At 68.8% G+C, this 17,102-nt stretch carries 13 protein-coding genes and 4 tRNA genes; 7 read left to right on the top strand and 10 right to left on the bottom strand.

Annotated features, from left to right (window positions below; all coding sequences use genetic code 11):
* Positions 1-106: 106 nt before the first annotated feature.
* The 6 genes from HPY32_RS13590 to HPY32_RS13565 all read right to left on the bottom strand — a co-directional run bounded on the left by HPY32_RS13590 (position 107) and on the right by HPY32_RS13565 (position 5,385).
* The gene (locus tag HPY32_RS13590) at positions 107-742 is read right to left on the bottom strand and encodes a transposase (RefSeq protein ID WP_082870394.1); all 636 of its coding nucleotides are present in this window, start codon (positions 740-742) and stop codon (positions 107-109) included.
* The gene (locus HPY32_RS13585) at positions 652-1,191 is read right to left on the bottom strand and encodes a winged helix-turn-helix domain-containing protein (protein ID WP_067583944.1); all 540 of its coding nucleotides are present in this window, start codon (positions 1,189-1,191) and stop codon (positions 652-654) included. The genes HPY32_RS13590 and HPY32_RS13585 overlap by 91 nt, the downstream gene beginning before the upstream one ends.
* A 335-nt stretch (positions 1,192-1,526) precedes the next feature.
* Positions 1,527-2,675, bottom strand: a complete 1,149-nt coding sequence (gene dusB, locus HPY32_RS13580; protein WP_171982859.1) for a tRNA dihydrouridine synthase DusB — start codon at positions 2,673-2,675, stop codon at positions 1,527-1,529.
* Between the two features lie 43 nt (positions 2,676-2,718).
* Positions 2,719-3,687: an acyl-ACP desaturase gene (locus tag HPY32_RS13575; RefSeq protein ID WP_067585196.1), complete on the bottom strand. Its 969-nt coding sequence runs from the start codon at positions 3,685-3,687 to the stop codon at positions 2,719-2,721.
* Between the two features lie 859 nt (positions 3,688-4,546).
* On the bottom strand, positions 4,547-5,140 hold the full coding sequence (locus tag HPY32_RS13570; protein ID WP_067580937.1) for a DUF937 domain-containing protein: 594 nt from the start codon (positions 5,138-5,140) through the stop codon (positions 4,547-4,549).
* Positions 5,141-5,312: 172 nt separating this feature from the next.
* A tRNA-Lys gene (locus tag HPY32_RS13565) sits at positions 5,313-5,385 on the bottom strand.
* 904 nt (positions 5,386-6,289) lie between these two features.
* Here HPY32_RS13565 and HPY32_RS13560 point away from each other — a divergent pair.
* The 4 genes from HPY32_RS13560 to HPY32_RS13545 all read left to right on the top strand — a co-directional run bounded on the left by HPY32_RS13560 (position 6,290) and on the right by HPY32_RS13545 (position 7,333).
* Positions 6,290-6,955 carry a TetR family transcriptional regulator gene (locus tag HPY32_RS13560; protein WP_067580939.1) on the top strand — a complete coding sequence of 222 codons (666 nt, stop codon included), beginning with the start codon at positions 6,290-6,292 and terminating at the stop codon, positions 6,953-6,955.
* A 91-nt stretch (positions 6,956-7,046) separates the two neighbouring features.
* Positions 7,047-7,119, top strand: a tRNA-Glu gene (locus HPY32_RS13555).
* A gap of 29 nt (positions 7,120-7,148) precedes the next feature.
* Positions 7,149-7,222, top strand: a tRNA-Asp gene (locus HPY32_RS13550).
* 37 nt (positions 7,223-7,259) lie between these two features.
* Positions 7,260-7,333, top strand: a tRNA-Phe gene (locus HPY32_RS13545).
* Between the two features lie 837 nt (positions 7,334-8,170).
* Here HPY32_RS13545 and HPY32_RS13540 read toward each other — a convergent pair.
* A complete protein-coding gene (locus HPY32_RS13540; RefSeq protein ID WP_156674105.1) occupies positions 8,171-8,860 on the bottom strand; it encodes a hypothetical protein in 690 nt (229 codons plus the stop codon).
* Positions 8,861-8,954: 94 nt separating this feature from the next.
* Between HPY32_RS13540 and HPY32_RS13535 the strand changes: the two genes are divergently transcribed.
* Both HPY32_RS13535 and HPY32_RS13530 read left to right on the top strand, forming a co-directional pair.
* Positions 8,955-9,131, top strand: coding sequence for a hypothetical protein (locus HPY32_RS13535; RefSeq protein ID WP_167484902.1), 177 nt, complete (start codon positions 8,955-8,957; stop codon positions 9,129-9,131).
* A gap of 79 nt (positions 9,132-9,210) precedes the next feature.
* The gene (locus HPY32_RS13530; protein ID WP_231951415.1) at positions 9,211-9,930 is read left to right on the top strand and encodes a polyprenol monophosphomannose synthase; all 720 of its coding nucleotides are present in this window, start codon (positions 9,211-9,213) and stop codon (positions 9,928-9,930) included.
* 4 nt (positions 9,931-9,934) lie between these two features.
* Here HPY32_RS13530 and HPY32_RS13525 read toward each other — a convergent pair whose 3' ends face one another.
* Positions 9,935-11,431 (bottom strand): HAD-IB family hydrolase, encoded by a 1,497-nt coding sequence (locus HPY32_RS13525; protein WP_082870808.1) that lies wholly within the window; start codon positions 11,429-11,431, stop codon positions 9,935-9,937.
* Positions 11,431-13,809: a glycerol-3-phosphate 1-O-acyltransferase gene (locus HPY32_RS13520; protein ID WP_082871129.1), complete on the bottom strand. Its 2,379-nt coding sequence runs from the start codon at positions 13,807-13,809 to the stop codon at positions 11,431-11,433. Before HPY32_RS13520 ends, HPY32_RS13525 begins: the two co-directional genes overlap by 1 nt.
* 170 nt (positions 13,810-13,979) lie before the next feature.
* Between HPY32_RS13520 and HPY32_RS13515 the strand changes: the two genes are divergently transcribed.
* Positions 13,980-15,341, top strand: coding sequence for a salicylate synthase (locus HPY32_RS13515; RefSeq protein WP_309247523.1), 1,362 nt, complete (start codon positions 13,980-13,982; stop codon positions 15,339-15,341).
* Positions 15,342-15,464: 123 nt separating this feature from the next.
* Here HPY32_RS13515 and HPY32_RS13510 read toward each other — a convergent pair whose 3' ends face one another.
* Positions 15,465-17,084, bottom strand: a complete 1,620-nt coding sequence (locus HPY32_RS13510; protein ID WP_067585210.1) for a (2,3-dihydroxybenzoyl)adenylate synthase — start codon at positions 17,082-17,084, stop codon at positions 15,465-15,467.
* Positions 17,085-17,102 lie beyond the last annotated feature (18 nt).

The raw sequence follows: 17,102 nt of genomic DNA, 5'->3' as shown, positions 1-17,102 counted from the left end.
ACAGCCCTCACTTCGCTCTACGTCCGCACGAACAAGGCGGCCCCGGACCTCCGATGATAACGATTGAGGAACGATCCCGGCCAAAAGCGCGCCGGGATGACGGCTTCTAACGAGGTTCCGGGTGTGATGTCGTGAGGGTGAGGCCGGTCCCGGCGAGGCAGCTATCGATGATGGTGGGCCGGTGTTGGATTCGTCGCAGGCCGTGTCGCAGGCTGTGCATCAGGTGGGCGGGATCGTCGAAGGCGGTGTTGGCCTGGTTGCTGCGTCGTAGTAGCGACCAGATGCTTTCGACCGGGTTGAGGTCGGGCGCATACGGTGGCAGCCGATAGCAGGTGACCCAGTCGCGGGTGTCGATGAATGCCTGCAGGCGGGCATCGCGGTGCACGTTGAGGTTGTCCCACACCAGCACGATCGGGCCGCCGAGTTGCACGTGGGCGCGAATGAGCAGGTCCCGGTAATCGGTCCAGGCGAAACTGCGGCGTGCGGCGTTCTTCGCGTCCGGGTGTCGCTTCGGCCGGTAGATCAACCGGGAGCGTTCCCCGTCCTTGTAGCAGGTCAGGGCGGCGATGGAGAATCGGCGCTGGGATCGCCCCCGGACGGTGACCACGGGTGTGTGCCCGCGCGGAGACCAGGTGCGGCGCGTCGGCGGCGTCATCGAGAACCCGGCCTCGTCCTCGAACACGAGCCAGGCCCCGAGCGCCGCCGCGGTGGATTTACCTGCGGCCACGTGGTTTTCACCCATCCGGTGACCGCGTCGGGGTCACGCTCGACCGCGCGGCGGGCCGGTATCTGGTGACTCCAGCCGTGCCGGCGCAGCATCTCCGAGATGCTCGCCGGCGACAGATGCTTGTGGAACCGGCGCCCGATCAGCGTCTGGATCCGGGCCAGGGTCCAGGTCTGATCCGGCCAGCCGTGCGCGGCCGCACCGCGCGCCAGCTCGGTCTCGAGCACCGCGAACAAGGCATCGGAGAGCCTCGGCCGCCCCGGCGACCCCTTCGACCGCAACGACCGCTGCCCGCCGAGTAGCCATGCCCGCCGCCACCGCTGCACCGATCGCAGGCTGACCCGCAGCTGCCCAGCGATCACCGAATTACGTTGTCCCGCGGCGAACATCTCCGCCGCCCGCAGGCGAATACCCTCCCGGAACATCCGCCGCTCGGTGGTCAACCCACCGCCCTGGGGATACCTCACCACACCGGCATACCGCAGCAACCGCGATCAAGCGTCACCCCACCGCGACATCACACCCGGAACCGGGTTAAGTGCCGGGATGGCGGGTTCTAAGTGCCGGGATGGCGGGTTCTAAGTGCCGGGATGGCGGGTTCTAAGTGCCGGGATGGCGGGTTCTAAGTGCCGGGATGGCGGGTTCTAAGTGCCGGGATGACGAGTTCTAAGTGCCGGGATGACGAGTTCTAAGCGCCAGGATGGCGAGTTCTTGTGCGGGGATGGCGAGTTCTTGTGCGGGGATACGAGGTATGTGCGGGGATAACGAGGTCTGGTGCCGGACCGAATGGTGGCGGAGTGGGTTATCCGCCCGAGTGCATGACGTCGGCGGCGGTGGGGACGGCGGCGTCTTCGGGGTCGTCGAGCCAGCCGTGGGGGAGGCTGACCTTGCCGGGGGAGCCTTGGCGGCCGCGGGGGCCCTCGGCGTCGGGGGGGAAGGGGGCCGTGGGGTCCAATTCGCCGATCAGGTCTTGCAATTCGGTGAGGGTGGCGACCGAGGCGAAGCGGCGGCGGAGGTCGGCGCCGACCGGGAAGCCCATCAGGTACCAGGCCATGTGCTTGCGGAGGTCGCGCAGGCCGCGGTCCTCGCCGTAGTGGTCGGCCAGCAGGGCGGCGTGCCGGTACAGGATCTCGCCGACGCGGCCCAGATCGGGGCCCGCGGGCACCGGTTCGCCGCGCAGCGCGGCCTGCAACTCGGCGAACAGCCACGGGCGGCCCAGGCAGCCACGGCCGACAACCACACCGTCGCAACCGGTTTCGGACATCATCGCGACCGCGTCGGCGGCGGCGAAGATATCGCCGTTGCCGAGCACCGGAATGGTGGTGACGGCCTGCTTGAGGCGGGCGATGGCCGACCAGTCGGCCTCGCCGGAGTAGCGCTGGGCGGCGGTGCGGGCGTGCAGCGCCACCGCGGCGGCGCCCTCGGCCTCGGCGATGCGCCCGGCGTCGAGATAGGTGGTGTGCTCGTCGTCGATGCCGATGCGGAACTTCACCGTGATCGGAATGCCCGCCGGTTCGGCGGCGCTCACCATCGCGCGCACGATCGCCTCGAACAGCCGTCGCTTGTACGGCAGCGCCGCGCCACCACCGAGCCGGGTGACCTTCGGGACCGGGCAGCCGAGATTCAGATCGATGTGATCGGCCCAGCCCTCACCGACGATGACGCGCACCGCCTCACCGATGGTGGCCGGGTCGACCCCGTACAGCTGCATGGACCGCGGCTTCTCCTCCGGCCCGAACGACATCATGTGCAGCGTCTTCTCGTTGCGCTCCACCACGGCCCGCGCCGTGATCATCTCGCACACGTAGATCGAAGTGGCGCTGCCGAACTCCCGGCACAGCGTCCGGAAGGCGACATTGGTGATCCCGGCCATCGGGGCGAGCACGACCGGCGGATCGACCGGGTAGGGGCCGATCCGCAGCCGGGACTTGGTCTCGATCGCCGCAGTCATGGAAATCAGTGTCCCATCACGGCGGAAGTGGCCGAGCTCACGCTCAGCGGGAGGCCCCCGCGAGCTCGCGGTCGCGCTTGGCCGCCTCGCGGGCGAGCATGCGGTCGCGCTGCTCCTCGAACTTCACCACGTCCTTGCTCAGCTTCTCCAGGAACAGGCCCAGGCGTTCGCGGGTCTGCTCGCCGCGCGCGGTGAGGTCGGTGCGCTCGAAGATGCGCCACTTCTTCAGCACCGGCTGCACGACCTCTTCCAGATGCTGGCGCAGGTCGTAGATGCCGTGCTTGGCCATGAGCACGCCGTTGCGCCGGAAGTTCGGCATGCCGGCGCCGGGCATGCGGAAGTTCTCCAGGATGAGGGTGATCGCGTCCAGGGTCTGGTCGGGCGCGAGATCCAGTGCGGCGCCGCACATGTTGCGGTAGAAGATCATGTGCAGGTTCTCGTCGGCGGCGACGCGCTGCAGCATGCGGTCGGCGATCGGGTCGTCGCACACCTTGCCGGTGTTGCGGTGGCTGACCCGGGTGGCCAGTTCCTGGAAGGTGACGTAGGCGACCGAGTGCAGGAAGCCGGCGTCGGCCTCGGCGGGAGAGGCGAATCCGTTGGTCATGTGGGCCATGCGCGCCTCTTCCAGCGCGACCGGGTCCACGCCGCGGGTCACCACCAGGTAGTCGCGCATGACGATGCCGTGCCGGTTCTCCTCCGCGGTCCACCGGCCCACCCAGGTGCCCCAGGCGCCGTCCTGGGAGAAGTTCTCGGCGATCTCCCGGTGGTAGGAGGGCAGGTTGTCCTCGGTGAGCAGGTTGGTGATCATCGCGGCCTTGGCGAGCTCACTCAGCTTGGACTGCGACGGGTCCCAGTCCACACCCCCGAGAGCGGCGAAATTCCGGCCGTCGTCCCACGGGACGTAGTCGTGCGGGTGCCATTCCTTGGCGAGTGCGAGATGGCGGTTGACGTTCTCCGCGGCAACCGGTTCCAACTCCGTCAGCAACTCGAGTTGAGTCAGATCCCTTGCCATGTATGCGCCCTTCATTTGTCGTGCGTCTTGGTTCGTCGCCCCCTAGGCCCTGTCGCCGCGGCCCATACCTTACGGCACCGTAGGTGTGATGCGAAACGCATCCTCATGGCGACCCGGGGTCCGTGACGGAACTCATACGACGTCGTCGGCGTGTGTCCACAGGGTCGGAGTACATGTGTCCACCCGTTCCGAGTGTAGGAGCGTGAGCATCCGCATGCCGTCTATCGCCACTCGGCCCCCGGTGTTAGCCCACCCACGCCACTCGCACCAACGGGCGGCGCACCAACAACGTTCCGAGCCGCCACCCATCCTTCCACCCCACCCCCACACATCCCTGACGCCCCCGGCTACCCACCCCCACCCCGATTTCCACAACCCCAACCCCCGAATCCCCAACCCCACTCGCACAACCCGCGCCACCTCCCAACCCGCCCCCACCATGCCAACCACCAACCACATGGCCCTGCGCGCCAGCCGCAGGGCCTCTATGGAGCAACACCAATTACACGTCCCCGGCACACCAATCACATGGTCCCGGCGCACCATTGCACGGTCCCGTACGCCAGCTACATGCTCCCAGCCCGCCAGCTAGATGCCCTGGCGCGCTAGCTAGATGGTCCCGGCGCGCTAGCTAGATGATCCCGGAGCGCCAGCTAGAAGGTCCCGGCACACCAACTGCATGGTCCCGGCACGCCAACCGCATGGCCTCGGCACGCCAACCGCGTGGCCCCGGCACCAACCGCGTGGCCCCGGCATCAACCGCGTGGCCCCGGCACCAACCACACGTCCCCGGCACCAACCACATGGTCCCGGCGCAACCAATTACATGTTCCCGGCACGCTTTTGGCCGGGATCCCCCTCAGCGTTTGCCGAACAGCCCGCCCAGGACCTTGCCGAGGGTGCTGCCTGCGTCCTTGCCGAGGGCTTCGGAGAGGGCGCCGCCGATGCCGCCGCTCTTGCTTGCCCCGCCGAGTAGGCCGCCCAGGAGGTCGCCGAGTGGGCCGCCGGACGCGGCGGAGCGGTCGCCCGCTTCGGCCGCCTCGCCGGACTTGCCGCCGAGCATCTGCTTGCCGAGGTAGGCGAGCACGATCGGGGCGAGGATCGGCATCACCTTGGCGACCAGATCGTTTCCGCCGCTTCCGGTCTCGCCGAGCGCGTTGATGACGGTGTTCTTCTCCTCGCCGAAGACGTCGTCGACGATCTCGGCCCCGGCCTTGGTGTCGACCTGATCGATGTCGACGCCGCCGTCGAGCAGGCCGCCCTCCTGATGCTGATCGATCAGGCCCTGCACCGCCTGGTTCTGCTGTTGGTTGCCGGTTCGTGCCTGAAGCCCGCCCAGCAGGGCGGGTAGGGCCTTGTGTACGGCGTCGGACGCGGTCGCCTCGTCGACGCCGAGCTTCGCGGCGATCTGCCCGATCGGGACTTGGGAGAGCAGGTCATCGAAGGAAGTCATAGCTCCGCCTCTCTCATCGGGGTGTCCGGTGGCCACCGGACGAGCCCACAGTAGGCGACCGCACCGCGCCCGGTGTCCGGATTTGCCAGGACATCACCGGAACCGTTGTGCGAGACCACCGGACACGACGGCGGGCCGGAGCCCCACCGGCTCCGGCCCGCCACCGAAAAGGTGCCCCCACCAGGGCTCGAACCTGGGACCTGCGGATTAAAAGTCCGTAGCTCTACCAACTGAGCTATAGGGGCGCGGTGGGAGAGTCTAGTGTGCCGCGCGCGCAAGTGGTAACCGGTATCCCCCCGAGCGGATGAACCGGGCCGTTCCGGTCCCGCGCCGCGCCGCGCGGCGGTGCGCGGGCCGATGCGGCGAGTCGGTGTGGCGGCGTGCGGGCGGCGCGGGGGCGGCGTGTGGGCGGTGTGCGGAGGCGGGCCGTGGGGTGGGGTGGTCGCAGTGGTAGGGGGTAAACATGTTGGTTCCCAATTTGTTTCAGGGCGGAAGTGTGTAAATATCATCCAATCGTGGTGCGTGGCAAGGAAATTGGTACCGGAGGTGAGAGTGTCCACGAAGCGGTGCGGTGGGTGGCGCCCGGCTGGTCGCGAGGGATCGGCGGGCGGCGGCTCGCCCGGCGCGGTCGCACCCGGCCGTGAACGAGACTGGGACGGGGCGGAATTCGCGAACGGAACCAATCACCCGGGGCAGTTGCCCGACATTTGCCAAAAGGGTCGAAAGGGCTTTCAGCGAACTGACTCGCCGGTATGGCGCACGTGCGACCACGTTTCGAGGTACGGTGACCGCTTGGTGAATTCCGGAAGAACCGGGAGTACCCCGGCGAGATGGGATTCGGCCTATGGTTGATGTGCCCGAACGTGTCGCGACCGGTCAGGCCGATCGCGGCGATCTGAAGACCGCGTCGCAGGAGGCAGAGCCGAGACGAAACAAACCGCCCAGGTGCGCACCCCCTGCGGCACACCTGGGCGTCGAAAACTATACCAGCTGGTGTGCTTCAGTCTATCTAGCGAGTTTTCGTACCAAAAGTCTGAAAAACCGGGCAGTAGCCCGAGTTAAGTATTCGAAAATCTCATAACTTCGCGTCGAGGACTGCTCCCCCACGGTGGTCCGCCGGCGACAAGTAGCTTCGGAGGCGTTTCGAGCATGGCACGGCAGCAAGAGCGGGCCCGCCGGACTCGCGCGGCGATCATCAGGTCCGCCGCCGTTGAATTCGGTAAGAGCGGTTATGCCGCTGCATCACTCAATCGGATATTGGAGGGATCGCGTGCCACCAAGGGCGCCATGTACTTCCACTTCGACTCGAAGGAGGACCTGGCACGGGCGGTCCTGGAGGCCGCCGTCGAGCGGTACCGGGCGACCACCGAAAGGTGGCTCGCTCGAACCGATCTCGGGCCGCTGGACATCATGCACGGCATGATCGACGAGGTCGCGCTCCGATTGGAGCACGACATCATCATCCAGGCCGAGTTCCGGCTCATCATCGAGCCGGAGTTCTATCGCGACGTCCAGGCGGGCGGCGGGCGCATTCTCGGGCGCGCCACCCGGCTGCTGGCGGTGCGGGCCATCGAACAGAAACAACTGCGCACCGATGCCGACCCGGACCGGTTCACCCGCACGCTCGCGGCGGCGCTGGCCGGTCAGCGGTACATTATCGACCTGCTCGGCACCGGTGTGGACCTGCGCTCGCGGTTCACCGAGGCGATGGAGGTGATCGTCGACGGAATGTCGACACCCGAATGGGCCGAGGAGTTCCGCCGGGTCGGATGGCGCACGACCGCACGGCTCGAAGATCTCAACCTGGGCCTCTGACCAGCCGATTTGGGAATCCCGCGCGGCCTGTCATAAGCTATGCGGGCTCCCAACGGAAGCCGTTGAGATACGGACCGGAGATATCCGGCGGGCCCCCTTCGTCTAGCGGCCTAGGACGCCGCCCTTTCAAGGCGGTAGCGCGGGTTCGAATCCCGTAGGGGGTACGGTGGCAACACCGTTGAGAGCAGAGCAAGGCCCTGTGGCGCAGTTGGTTAGCGCGCCGCCCTGTCACGGCGGAGGTCGCGGGTTCGAGTCCCGTCAGGGTCGCACAATGTGCGAAAGGCATTCGGTACGGGTGCCCCCCGGCCAGGTAGCTCAGTTGGTACGAGCGTCCGCCTGAAAAGCGGAAGGTCGCCGGTTCGATCCCGGCCTTGGCCACCCACTTCTCTCGTAGGCGAGCCCTGCATGCGGAAAGCGCATGCAGGGCTCGTTTCGTTCGTATCTTGTGGGGGCGCAGCCCCCACACCCCAGCCCGGCGGGGCTTCGCCCCCCGGACCCCCTGCCAGTGGGTGCGTCTCCTTAATGGTGGTTGCGGCTTCGGGACGTGCGGCCTCGGAGGCGGGAGGGACGTGCGGCTTCGGTGTTGGGAGGGACGTGCGGTCTCGGTGTTGGGAGGGGCGTGCGGCGGCTCCGATGTTGGGGGCCGCGTGCGGCTTCGGTGTTGGTTCGCTTTCGGGGTGGTTGCGGTTCTATATATCTTGTGCGGTTGGTGTTGTGTTGTTCGAATTTGTGTGCGCAATGCTTGCTTGTGGTGACGGGGTGACCGGTCTTCCTGTGGCGGGGTTCGGGGTGTTTGGGGGCGGTCTAAGGCTTGCTTGTTTAGCGGGGTGACCGGTCTTCTGGGGTGGGTGTTCCGGGGGTGTATAGGGGACTGCGGGATTGATTGGGTTCGCGGATCGGGGGGAGTTGCTGGGAAGTTGAGTAGGGGGTGGGTGTGTTGGGATGGTGATGTGTCATCGATTGGGTGAATGGATGGATGTGTCATTGAATTTTGGTTCGGTAGCGGTTTTCGGCTGTCGTAAGGGCTTTCGGTTTGCGGGGGGTAGGTATTGGGGATCTCATTTTTCGGGTTCGCTATTTCCGATTGATGGAAGGTGATCTTCGTCATTCGGATTCGCGGGGAATTCTCGATAGGGGTATTCCTACCGGGGTAGGAGGGACGCGTCCTACTGCGGTAGGAGGTGGGCGGTTGCCGAATGATTCGCTGCGAGGGTTTCATTTCAATACGTTCACGGCGCGGGCGATCACCAGGGACATGGTGACGAGGGAGATCGCCGATTCGGCCATCATGATGGCTTTGGCCCAGCGGGACAACGGCATAACGTCCGTGGGGCTGAAAGCCGTTGCGTTGGTGAAGGATAGGTAGAGGTAGTCGGCAAATTGGGGTTCCCACTCGGGATCTGCCAGGTCGGGGTTCTGCATCTGTACGAACATGAAGTCCGGCAACGGCTTTCGCGCGTGTGCGCGGGCGGCGGGGCCGCCGCGGTCGAATTCCCAGTACCAGAGCGCGAATACGATGACATTGGTCAGCCAGATCGCGCCGCCGGAGCCCAGCAGCACGACGGGATTGTTGCTGACCGTGCCGTTCAGCAGACCCACCACCAGGCGGTCCGCCGACCACGCGGTTGCCAGACCGAGCAGCGCGGCCAGCAGCAAACTCACGGTGCGCAACCACCGCTCCTCGCGGTCCAGCCGCACCGGGCTGGCGATCACCAGCGCGGCCAGCAGCGGCAGCGCCAGCGCGGGCAGCAGCCATTCGGGGCGCATGGCGAACTCGTCGGGCAGCGCCAGCTGCAACACCACGATGGCCAGAATCGCCGCGGTCGCCGCCCAGCGGGACTCGCCCGCCGTGCGGCGGGCCCAGGCCGGGACCTGATCGTCGGCGACATCGTCTGAGCCGGTCACGCCAGCAGTATCGCCCCGCTCACGCGGGCGGTCGGGCAGCGCCGGACCGGCGTGTGTCGCTGACAGGGTCGCGGGCCGGTGGGAGCATGATCATATGGGTGATTCCGACACCGCTTGGTACTACTGTCTCAAGCATCACCGCGCGGAGCAGAGCAAACGCTGCTGGTTCGGCGATCGGATAGGACCCTATCCGGACCGGGCCACGGCCGAGCAAGCGCTCGAGATCGTGCGCCGACGCAACGCCCGCGGGGACGAGTACGACAGCAACTGATCCGACAGGGCTGCTATCAGGGGGATCGGCTACGGTCTCTCGAGGAATTAGTAGCGTGCGCCGACTGGGAGGGCGACTTGTGAAGGTGACCGTGGTGGTCCCGACCTACGACGAGCGGGAGAACCTGCCGGTGGCGGTGGAGCGGCTGACCGCGCTACCGGTGGCCGACCTGCACATCCTCGTCGTCGACGACAACTCCCCGGACGGCACCGGCGAGGTCGCCGACAAGCTCGCCGCCGAACGGCCCTCCGCGGTGGGTGTGCTGCATCGCACCGAGAAGGACGGCCTGGGCCGCGCCTACATCGCGGGCATCACCCGCGCGCTCGACGAGGGCGCCGACGTGATCATCCAGATGGACGCCGATCTGTCGCATCCGGCCGAGGTGATTCCGGCCATGCTCGAGAAGCTGGAGACCTCCGGCGCGGGCGTGGTGCTCGGCTCCCGCTACGTCGAGGGCGGCTCCACCGCGGCGGAGTGGAAGTGGTACCGCAAGGCGCTGTCGGCGTGGGCGAACTTCTACGTGAATCTGATTCTGCGCCTGGGGGTGAAGGACTCCACCGCCGGATTCAAGGCATGGAAGGCCGACACGCTGCGCGCCATCGACGTGGCCTCGATCCACAGCAACGGCTACTCCTTCCAGGTCGAGATGAACTACCGGACCATCAGGAAGGGCATCACCATCGCCGAGGTGCCGATCCGATTCGAGGAGCGCACCAAGGGCGCCTCCAAGATGAGCCTCGCGGTCCAGCTGGAGTCGGCCCTCATGCCGTGGAAGCTGCTGTTCGGGCGCAAGCTTTGACCGGTCAATCCTGTTCGGGTGCGGGCCAATCCAGCAGGGTTTCGATGAACATTCGGCGTACTCGCTCGACGTCGGCGTCCAAATTCTCCGGGGCCCAGCCGGTTACGTCGATCGGGGGTAGCACCGCGACATCGACGGTGCCCTTGCGTACCACTGCCGAATCGCGCCAGGCGATTTCGCCCGCATTGCGGATCACGATCGGTACCACCGGGACCCCGGCCTGCATCGCGATGTGAAAGGCGCCCTTCTTGAACGGCCCCACCCGCGGCGTGCGCGAGCGGGTGCCCTCCGGCGCGACCACGAGCGAGAGGCCGCCGCGGAGCGTGTCGATCACCGGGGCCAGCGCCGCCTTCGCGCTCGCGGTGTCGGACCGGTCGATGAAGGTCGCGCCCGCGAATCGCAGCAGCGGCCCGAAGATCGGGTTGGCGGTGACCTCCTTCTTCACGATGCCGGTGAAGCCCGCGCCCAGCACGGCCGCCAGCACCACCATGTCGAACTGGCTCTGGTGATTGAACAGGTAGACCGCCGGTCGCGGCGCCCGTGCGTGTTCGGCGCCGGTCACCCGCAGCCGCACCCCGGTCGCGGCCAGGGTGGCCGCCGCGGCGTGGGTGATCATCGAGTCGGCCATGCGCCGCCGCTCGCCGGTGCGGGATTCGGCCGCGACCCCGTAGGCCGCGCCGCCCAGCAGGCTCGCGAAACCGGCTGCGGTGCGGGCGATATCGCGCGGCCCCGGAGCGCGCCGCGGCCGGAAGGTGAGCACCGGCCAGGACCGATCGCCCGCCGCCATGGCCAACCGCGGATCCGGATTCACCGCCGTCGGATGGCCGACCAGCTCCAGTAGCGGGAGATCCGGGAAGGCGTCGGCGTAGCCGTGACTGCGGGCGAGATCGATGCCGCGGGCGGCCGCGAATCGCCGCACCGCATCGGCCTTTCCGTTGCGCCACAGCGGTTTTCCGTCCACATGCCCGCTCAGGACGCCGTCCCGCGCCACCATCGGGGTGTAGAGCACGTGCTCGATGCCCAGCTCCGCGGCGACCGGCAGCGCCTGGAAGCGGGTGAGGCAGGTGGCCAGCACCAGCGTGTGCCCGGCCGCCTCGTGCGCCCGGATCAGCCGCCACGCCTCGGGATACAGGTGCCCGTAGACCGCCTTGCGAAACAGCGCCTCGCCCAGCCCGGTGAGTTCCGCCTCGGTGTGCCCGGCCCATTCGTGCATGGCGCGCTGCAGAAATCGCTCGTACTCGCCCTCGCCCCGCGCCCCACGAATGCTGGTCAGCAGCGAGTCCGCCAGGCGCCGCCGCCGGAGCACCCGGCGCACCGGCGTGAAGCCGTGCACCACCGTGCCCCCGAAATCGAATACGGCCGCCACCCGCGGCCCCTGCGGACCCGATCGGATCGCGGCAATCGCCTCGTCGACAGCGATCGGTCCGGCCCGCGTCGGCCCCGCGAGCCGTGCGGTCCGATCCGACTGTGCCGGTGGCGGATTCGTATCGGCGTCGGACATCAGCCCTCCGGCCGATTGACGGGATCGAGGGTGGCGAGGCGGGAGATGCGGGCGCCGATGGTGCGCAGTTCGGCGGCGAAAGCCGCACGCCGGGCGGGGAGTTCGGGCTCGCCGGTGTCGAGCAGGCCGTGGTTGTCGGCGAGTTTCACTGCGGTGCCGAACAATTCGGAGGAGACCGATTCGGGGCTGTGCAAACGCTGTTGCAGCAGCATCTGTTTGCCGACCGCCAGGCACTCGTCGATGAACTGCTTACGGTCCAGCGGGGTGGTCGCGTCGCGGGCCGCGAGGCGCTCGGCGACCACCAGCTGCGCGTCGAAGAACGAGCGCAGCACGCGGTGGGCCATGACGAATCCGGATTCGGTCAGCTGGGTGAGCATGTCCGCGCCGACCGTGCCGTCGCCGATGCGCCCCTCCCAGCCCGGATCCACCAGCCGCATCTCCTCGGTCAGCCGAGCGGCGAACTCGGCGCGCTCGGGGAAGAAGAATTCGAACTTCAGCAGGTCGCGCAGCCGGTAGGCGGCCTCCCACAGGGTCTCGACGCCGCGCGCATTCTCCGGCGCCTCGACCGCGGCCAGCACCGCCAGCTCCAGGATCGCGCGGGTGACGAACCAGTGCACCGCGCTGTTGCGATAGAACGCGGCCTCCAGGTGCGCGCCCGGCTCGATGGCGTACACCGGTTCCAGCCCACCGCGATACACCGTCACCACCTTCGCCAGCGACAGCTGCTCCAGCACCACCGCCAGGCCCTGATCGTCGCGCAGGGTGTCGAGTTCGCCGCCGGGCAGCCCGCGGCGGGCGATGTAGCCGCGCACCGGATGCACCGCTCGGCGCACCTCGCCCAGCGTCAGCGCCCGCTCGTCCACGCCGAGCAGCGCCAGGGTGACCAGCGCGTTGACCGTGATCGGTGTGACCGCGTTGATCCCGACCGCGACCTCGAAGGCCAAGCGCTGCACGGCCAACCGCTCCCGGTCGAGCACCTCCGGCGCGGGCGGCGCGGCCGGGCCGAGGTCGGGGACGAGCGGATCGCCGTGGGCGGCAAGGCGTTCGCGCGCCGACAGCGGGGCGCCGAAGCGCACGTAGACGTGCCCGGCCGAATGCTGCTGATTGCGGACGTAGCGCGCCAGCCAGGTCAGGCCCTCCGGCTTCTTCACCCCGCCGGACTGCTCGGTCGCCATGGCGCCCAACTCGTTCAGGCGCTCGTAGGTGATCGACACCGGCACCAGCATGACATCGTCGATGCGGCCGCCGCGGATGGCGGCGGCCAGATAGTTGAGCAGGCCGTAGCGGGGCGGGCGCAGCTTGCCGGTGCGGGTGCGGCCGCCCTCGAAGTACCACTCCAGATTGAAGCGCTTGGCCAGCAGATAGGCGAAATACTCCTCGACGACGGCCTTGTACACCTCGTCGTCGCCGAAACTGCGGCGGATGAACACGGTTCCGGTGCGCCGGGCGATCGGCCCCATCGGCCAGAAGCCGAGATTGGCGCCGCCGATCACGTGATTGGGCGGAAAGTCGTTGCGGGCCAGGGCATCACCCAGTACGAAGGCATCCACGTAGGAGCGGTGCGAGGGCAGGAACACCAGCGGATACCGCTGATTGAGCTTGCGCAGCCCGGCCAGGCCCGAGGGGTCGCAGTCGACCTTCCACGCCGAGGCGTGCACCGGGCGCATGGCCTGCGTGAAAAGGTCGGAGATCAAACGACTCTGGGCCGCCACCAGCTCGCCCAGCGCCTTCTCCGCGCGGCGGTACACCTCGCGCGGGGCGGCGCCGGTGTGCGCGGCGATGGCGTCGAGGCGGCGCAGGAACTCGGGGGAGTCGAGGATCTCCTCGGCGACCAGCCGCGGCACCTTGTACCGGTCGCCGATGACCGCGCGCTCGGCCCGTTCCAGCGCCACGATTCCGGCGCGCACGATGGCGCGGGCGAACGGTTCGGTGGCCTCGGCGACCGACGGATTGTTCGCGCGCAGTTCGCTGAGCCGGGCGGGTTGGCCGGTGAGCACCAGGTGCCGATCGGGCGCCTTGGCGACCAGTCGGCGCTGCATCAGCCGGTGTGGTTTGCGCGGATTCGACAGGCTGATCAGATCGGCGAAGGTGGTGCGGCGCACGCCGTCTCGCTCGGGCGGCAGCCACAGCACCCGCAGCGGCACCACGAGCGGATCGTCGCGGCGGTTGACCAGCCTGCCCGCCACCGCGGGCGCGTCCAGATCCAGCTGCGTGACCGGGGCGTCGACGCCGAACTCCGCGGCGATCCCGCCCTCGGCCAGCCAGCCGCCGATCAGTTCCCGCTCCACCGGGGAGGACGCGTCGACCAGGGCGACCACCGAGCGCGGGGCGGTGGCCGGTGCGGTCGGCGTCGGCACGCCGGCCCGGTGATCGATCATTGCGTCCTCCATCAGGTCATGCTCCCCCATTGAAGCCCGGCCGGGGAGTTTCCCGCAGGAGGTTGGCCGAGGATGTCGCCGCCGGATGTGGGGTCCGGCACAACCACGGCTAAGTCAGGTAATGCTAACCTCAGCTCTTAGAGTTAGGTAAGCATAACCTTGGAGGTTTGGTGTCGACCACGGACGAGCGGCTGCGCATCGAATATGGAGACGGTCCGGGGGCGACCACCACCGCGCGGCGGTGGAACGAGCACGGAATCGACCCGGCCGCAGCGGTTTCCGCGCTCGCGGCCGCGGATCGGTTCGGCGAGTACGTGATGTACGAGCGGCCGGGGGAGTGGGTGTTCGCGGCCGATCCGGTGGGGACCGTGGAGCTCGACGCCCACGAACTGCGCGTCGGGTGGGACGGGAACGCCACGGCGCGGCCGTGGTCGGGCAGCCCGGCCCGCGTGGTCGACCGGGCGCTGTCGGAGCTGCCGCTGGCCGGGCGCACCGCCTACGGCTGGATCGGATTCGAGTTCTGCGCCTGGGCGCTGGACGCCACGGCACACCTGCATCCGCGAACGGCGCTGGCGCACCTGATGATTGCGCGCATCGAGGTGCGCATCGACGTGCAGGGGGTGTCGATCACCGGGGCGACGACCGAGGAGACCGGCGAGATCCTGGCGCTGATCGCCGCCGCCCAGGGCGGTGAGCTGCCGCGAGCGCGGGCCGTGGACGTCACCCTCGACCCGACCGCCTACCGGGACCGGGTGGCCGAGGCGGTGGGCGAGATCCGCGACGGCCGCTACCAGAAGGTGATCCTGTCGCGAAAGGTGGACCTGCCCTTCGTGGTCGACGTGCCCGCCACCTACCGGCTCGGCCGCGCGCACAACACTCCGGCGCGCTCGTTCCTGCTGCGCCTGGGCGGGCTGGAGGCGGCCGGATTCAGCCCGGAGCTGGTGGCCGCGGTGGACGGTGAGCGGGTGGTGACGACCGAACCGCTCGCGGGGACACGGGCTCTCGGCCGCGGCGCCGAGGCGGACCGGGCCGCGCGCGCCGAGCTGATGGTCGATCCGAAGGAGATCGTCGAGCACGCCATCTCGGTGCAGACCTCGTTCGCGGAGATCACCGCGGTGGCCGAGCCCGGCAGCACCGTGGTGTCGGATTTCATGGCCGTGCGCGAGCGCGGCAGCGTGCAGCACCTGGCCTCCACCGTGCGCGGCCGCCTCGGCGCGGACCGCAGCCCGTGGGACGCGCTGGAGAAGCTGTTCCCGTCGGTGACCGCCTCCGGAATCCCCAAGTCCGCGGGCGTCGACGCCGTCTTCCGCCTCGATCACGATCCGCGCGGCCTGTATTCCGGTGCGGTGGTGACGGTGTCGCCCACCGAGGGCCTGGAGGCCACCCTCGTGCTGCGCGCGGTCTACCAGACCACCGAGGGCGCCTGGCTGCGCGCGGGCGCGGGCATCGTCGCGCAGTCGACCCCGGTCCGGGAATTCGAGGAGACCTGCGAAAAGCTGGGCAGCGTGGCGCCTTACGTGGTCGAAGCCTGAGCGAACAGCCGGACGCGCCTCGCGCAAACGCCCGGTGATTCCGGCGTGCTTTTGGCCGGAATCCAGTGAGGTCCCGGCCAAAAGCATGCCGGGACCTTGTGGGGCCTTGCGCGAGGCATGTTTTCACAGGTCGGCGCGTAATACCTTCTTGTCGATCTTGCCGACGGCGGTGAGGGGGAGGTGGTCGGCCTGGCGGAGCAGGTCGGGGAGTTTGTAGGTGGCCAGGCCGCGGGCGGTGAGGAAGCGTTTGATGTCGGCGAGGGAGGGCATGGGGTCCTCGGCCACCAGGACGGCGCAGACTCGTTCGCCCAGTGCGGGATCGGGGAGGCCGACGGCGGCGGCGTGGCGGACGGCGGGGTGAGCGAGCAGGTGTTCCTCGAGTTCGTCGCAGGAGATGTTCTCGCCGCCGCGGTTGATCACGTCCTTGATCCGGCCGGAGACCACCAGGTGGCCGCTGGGCAGGCGGCGCACCAGATCGCCGCTGCGGTAGAAGCCGTCGGGGGTGAAGGCGCGGGAATTGTGTTCAGGGGCACGGTAATAGCCGCGAATGGTGTACGGGCCGCGGGTCAGCAGCTCGCCTTCCGCCCCGTCCGGGACATCGTCGCCGTGCGCGTCGACGACGCGCACCTCGTCGGCCGGGGACAGCGGCCGCCCCTGCGTGGTGCACACCGTTTCGTCGCCGTCGTCGAGGCGGGTGTAGTTGAGCAGGCCCTCGGCCATGCCGAACACCTGTTGCAGCCGCGCGCCCAGCGCCGGTTCCACCTCGCGGGCATTGACCTCCGCCAGCTTGGCCCCGCCGACCTGGAGCAGGCGCAGCGAGGACAGGTCGGCCTCCTCCCATTCCGTTGCGGCGCACCACAGCTGGGCCAGCGGCGGCACCACCGCGGTGACCGTGACCCGATGCCGCTCGATGACGGCGAAGGCGTTCTCGGGGCTGGGATCGGCGGCGAGGACCAGCGAGCCGCCGGTGGCCACGGTGCCCAGAATGCCCGGGCAGGCCAGCGGGAAGTTGTGTGCCGCTGGCAGAGTCGCGAGGTAGACATCGTCGGGGCCGAGTTCGCAGACGGCGGCGCTGGCCCGCGCGTTGTAGGCGTAGTCGTCGTGGGTGCGGGCGATCAGCTTGGGCAGCCCGGTCGTGCCGCCGGACACCAGCATCAGCGCGATCTCGCCCGACCCGATCACCGGCAGCGAATCACCTTCGCGCGCAATCGCGGTCAGCTCGGTGAATGGTCCCGGATCGCCGAGCACGAACACCTCCCGCACCGACTCGACCGTCGCGGCGACGGTCGCCGCCAGCTCGCGGTGGTCGAAGTCGCCCACCCGGTCGGCCACGACACAGGCCACCGCGCCGGACAATTCGGCCAGGTGCTCGATCTCGGCGCGCCGGTGCGCGGGCAGCGCGAGCACCGGAATCGCCCCGGCCCGCAGCAGGCCGAACAGCACCGGGACGAAGGCGGGCACGTTCGGCAGCTGCACCAGCACCCGATCGCCGGGCGCGATGCCGTGCGCCAGGAAGCCGTGCGCCATCCGATCGGCCTGCGCGTCGAGCTCGCGGTAGCTGTGCACGCGGTCGTGCTCGTGCAGCGCGGGCCGGTCCGGCCAGCGCTCGGCGGCGGCGCGCAGCAGTTCGCCCAGCGGCTGCCCGGTCCAGTACCCGGCGGCGCGATAGCGCTCGGCGAATTCGGCGGGAATCGGCACGAAGCCGTCGCGATCGTTCCGGGTGACGGGGGAAGTCGATGTCACGAGCACTGCCTCACGGTA

This window comes from Nocardia terpenica (assembly GCF_013186535.1).
Taxonomy (GTDB): domain Bacteria; phylum Actinomycetota; class Actinomycetes; order Mycobacteriales; family Mycobacteriaceae; genus Nocardia; species Nocardia terpenica.
Note: the sequence above shows the minus strand (reverse complement) of the source record. Positions and strands in the feature narration are given on the sequence as shown.

What these genes read in the sequence shown, in the direction of transcription:
- HPY32_RS13590 (WP_082870394.1), bottom strand. Translation starts at nt 742, where the DNA reads ATGGGTGAAAACCACGTGGCCGCAGGTAAATCCACCGCGGCGGCGCTC.
- dusB (WP_171982859.1), bottom strand. Translation starts at nt 2,675, where the DNA reads ATGACTGCGGCGATCGAGACCAAGTCCCGGCTGCGGATCGGCCCCTAC.
- HPY32_RS13575 (WP_067585196.1), bottom strand. Translation starts at nt 3,687, where the DNA reads ATGGCAAGGGATCTGACTCAACTCGAGTTGCTGACGGAGTTGGAACCG.
- HPY32_RS13570 (WP_067580937.1), bottom strand. Translation starts at nt 5,140, where the DNA reads ATGACTTCCTTCGATGACCTGCTCTCCCAAGTCCCGATCGGGCAGATC.
- HPY32_RS13560 (WP_067580939.1), top strand. Translation starts at nt 6,290, where the DNA reads ATGGCACGGCAGCAAGAGCGGGCCCGCCGGACTCGCGCGGCGATCATC.
- HPY32_RS13535 (WP_167484902.1), top strand. Translation starts at nt 8,955, where the DNA reads ATGGGTGATTCCGACACCGCTTGGTACTACTGTCTCAAGCATCACCGC.
- HPY32_RS13525 (WP_082870808.1), bottom strand. Translation starts at nt 11,431, where the DNA reads ATGTCCGACGCCGATACGAATCCGCCACCGGCACAGTCGGATCGGACC.
- HPY32_RS13520 (WP_082871129.1), bottom strand. Translation starts at nt 13,809, where the DNA reads ATGATCGATCACCGGGCCGGCGTGCCGACGCCGACCGCACCGGCCACC.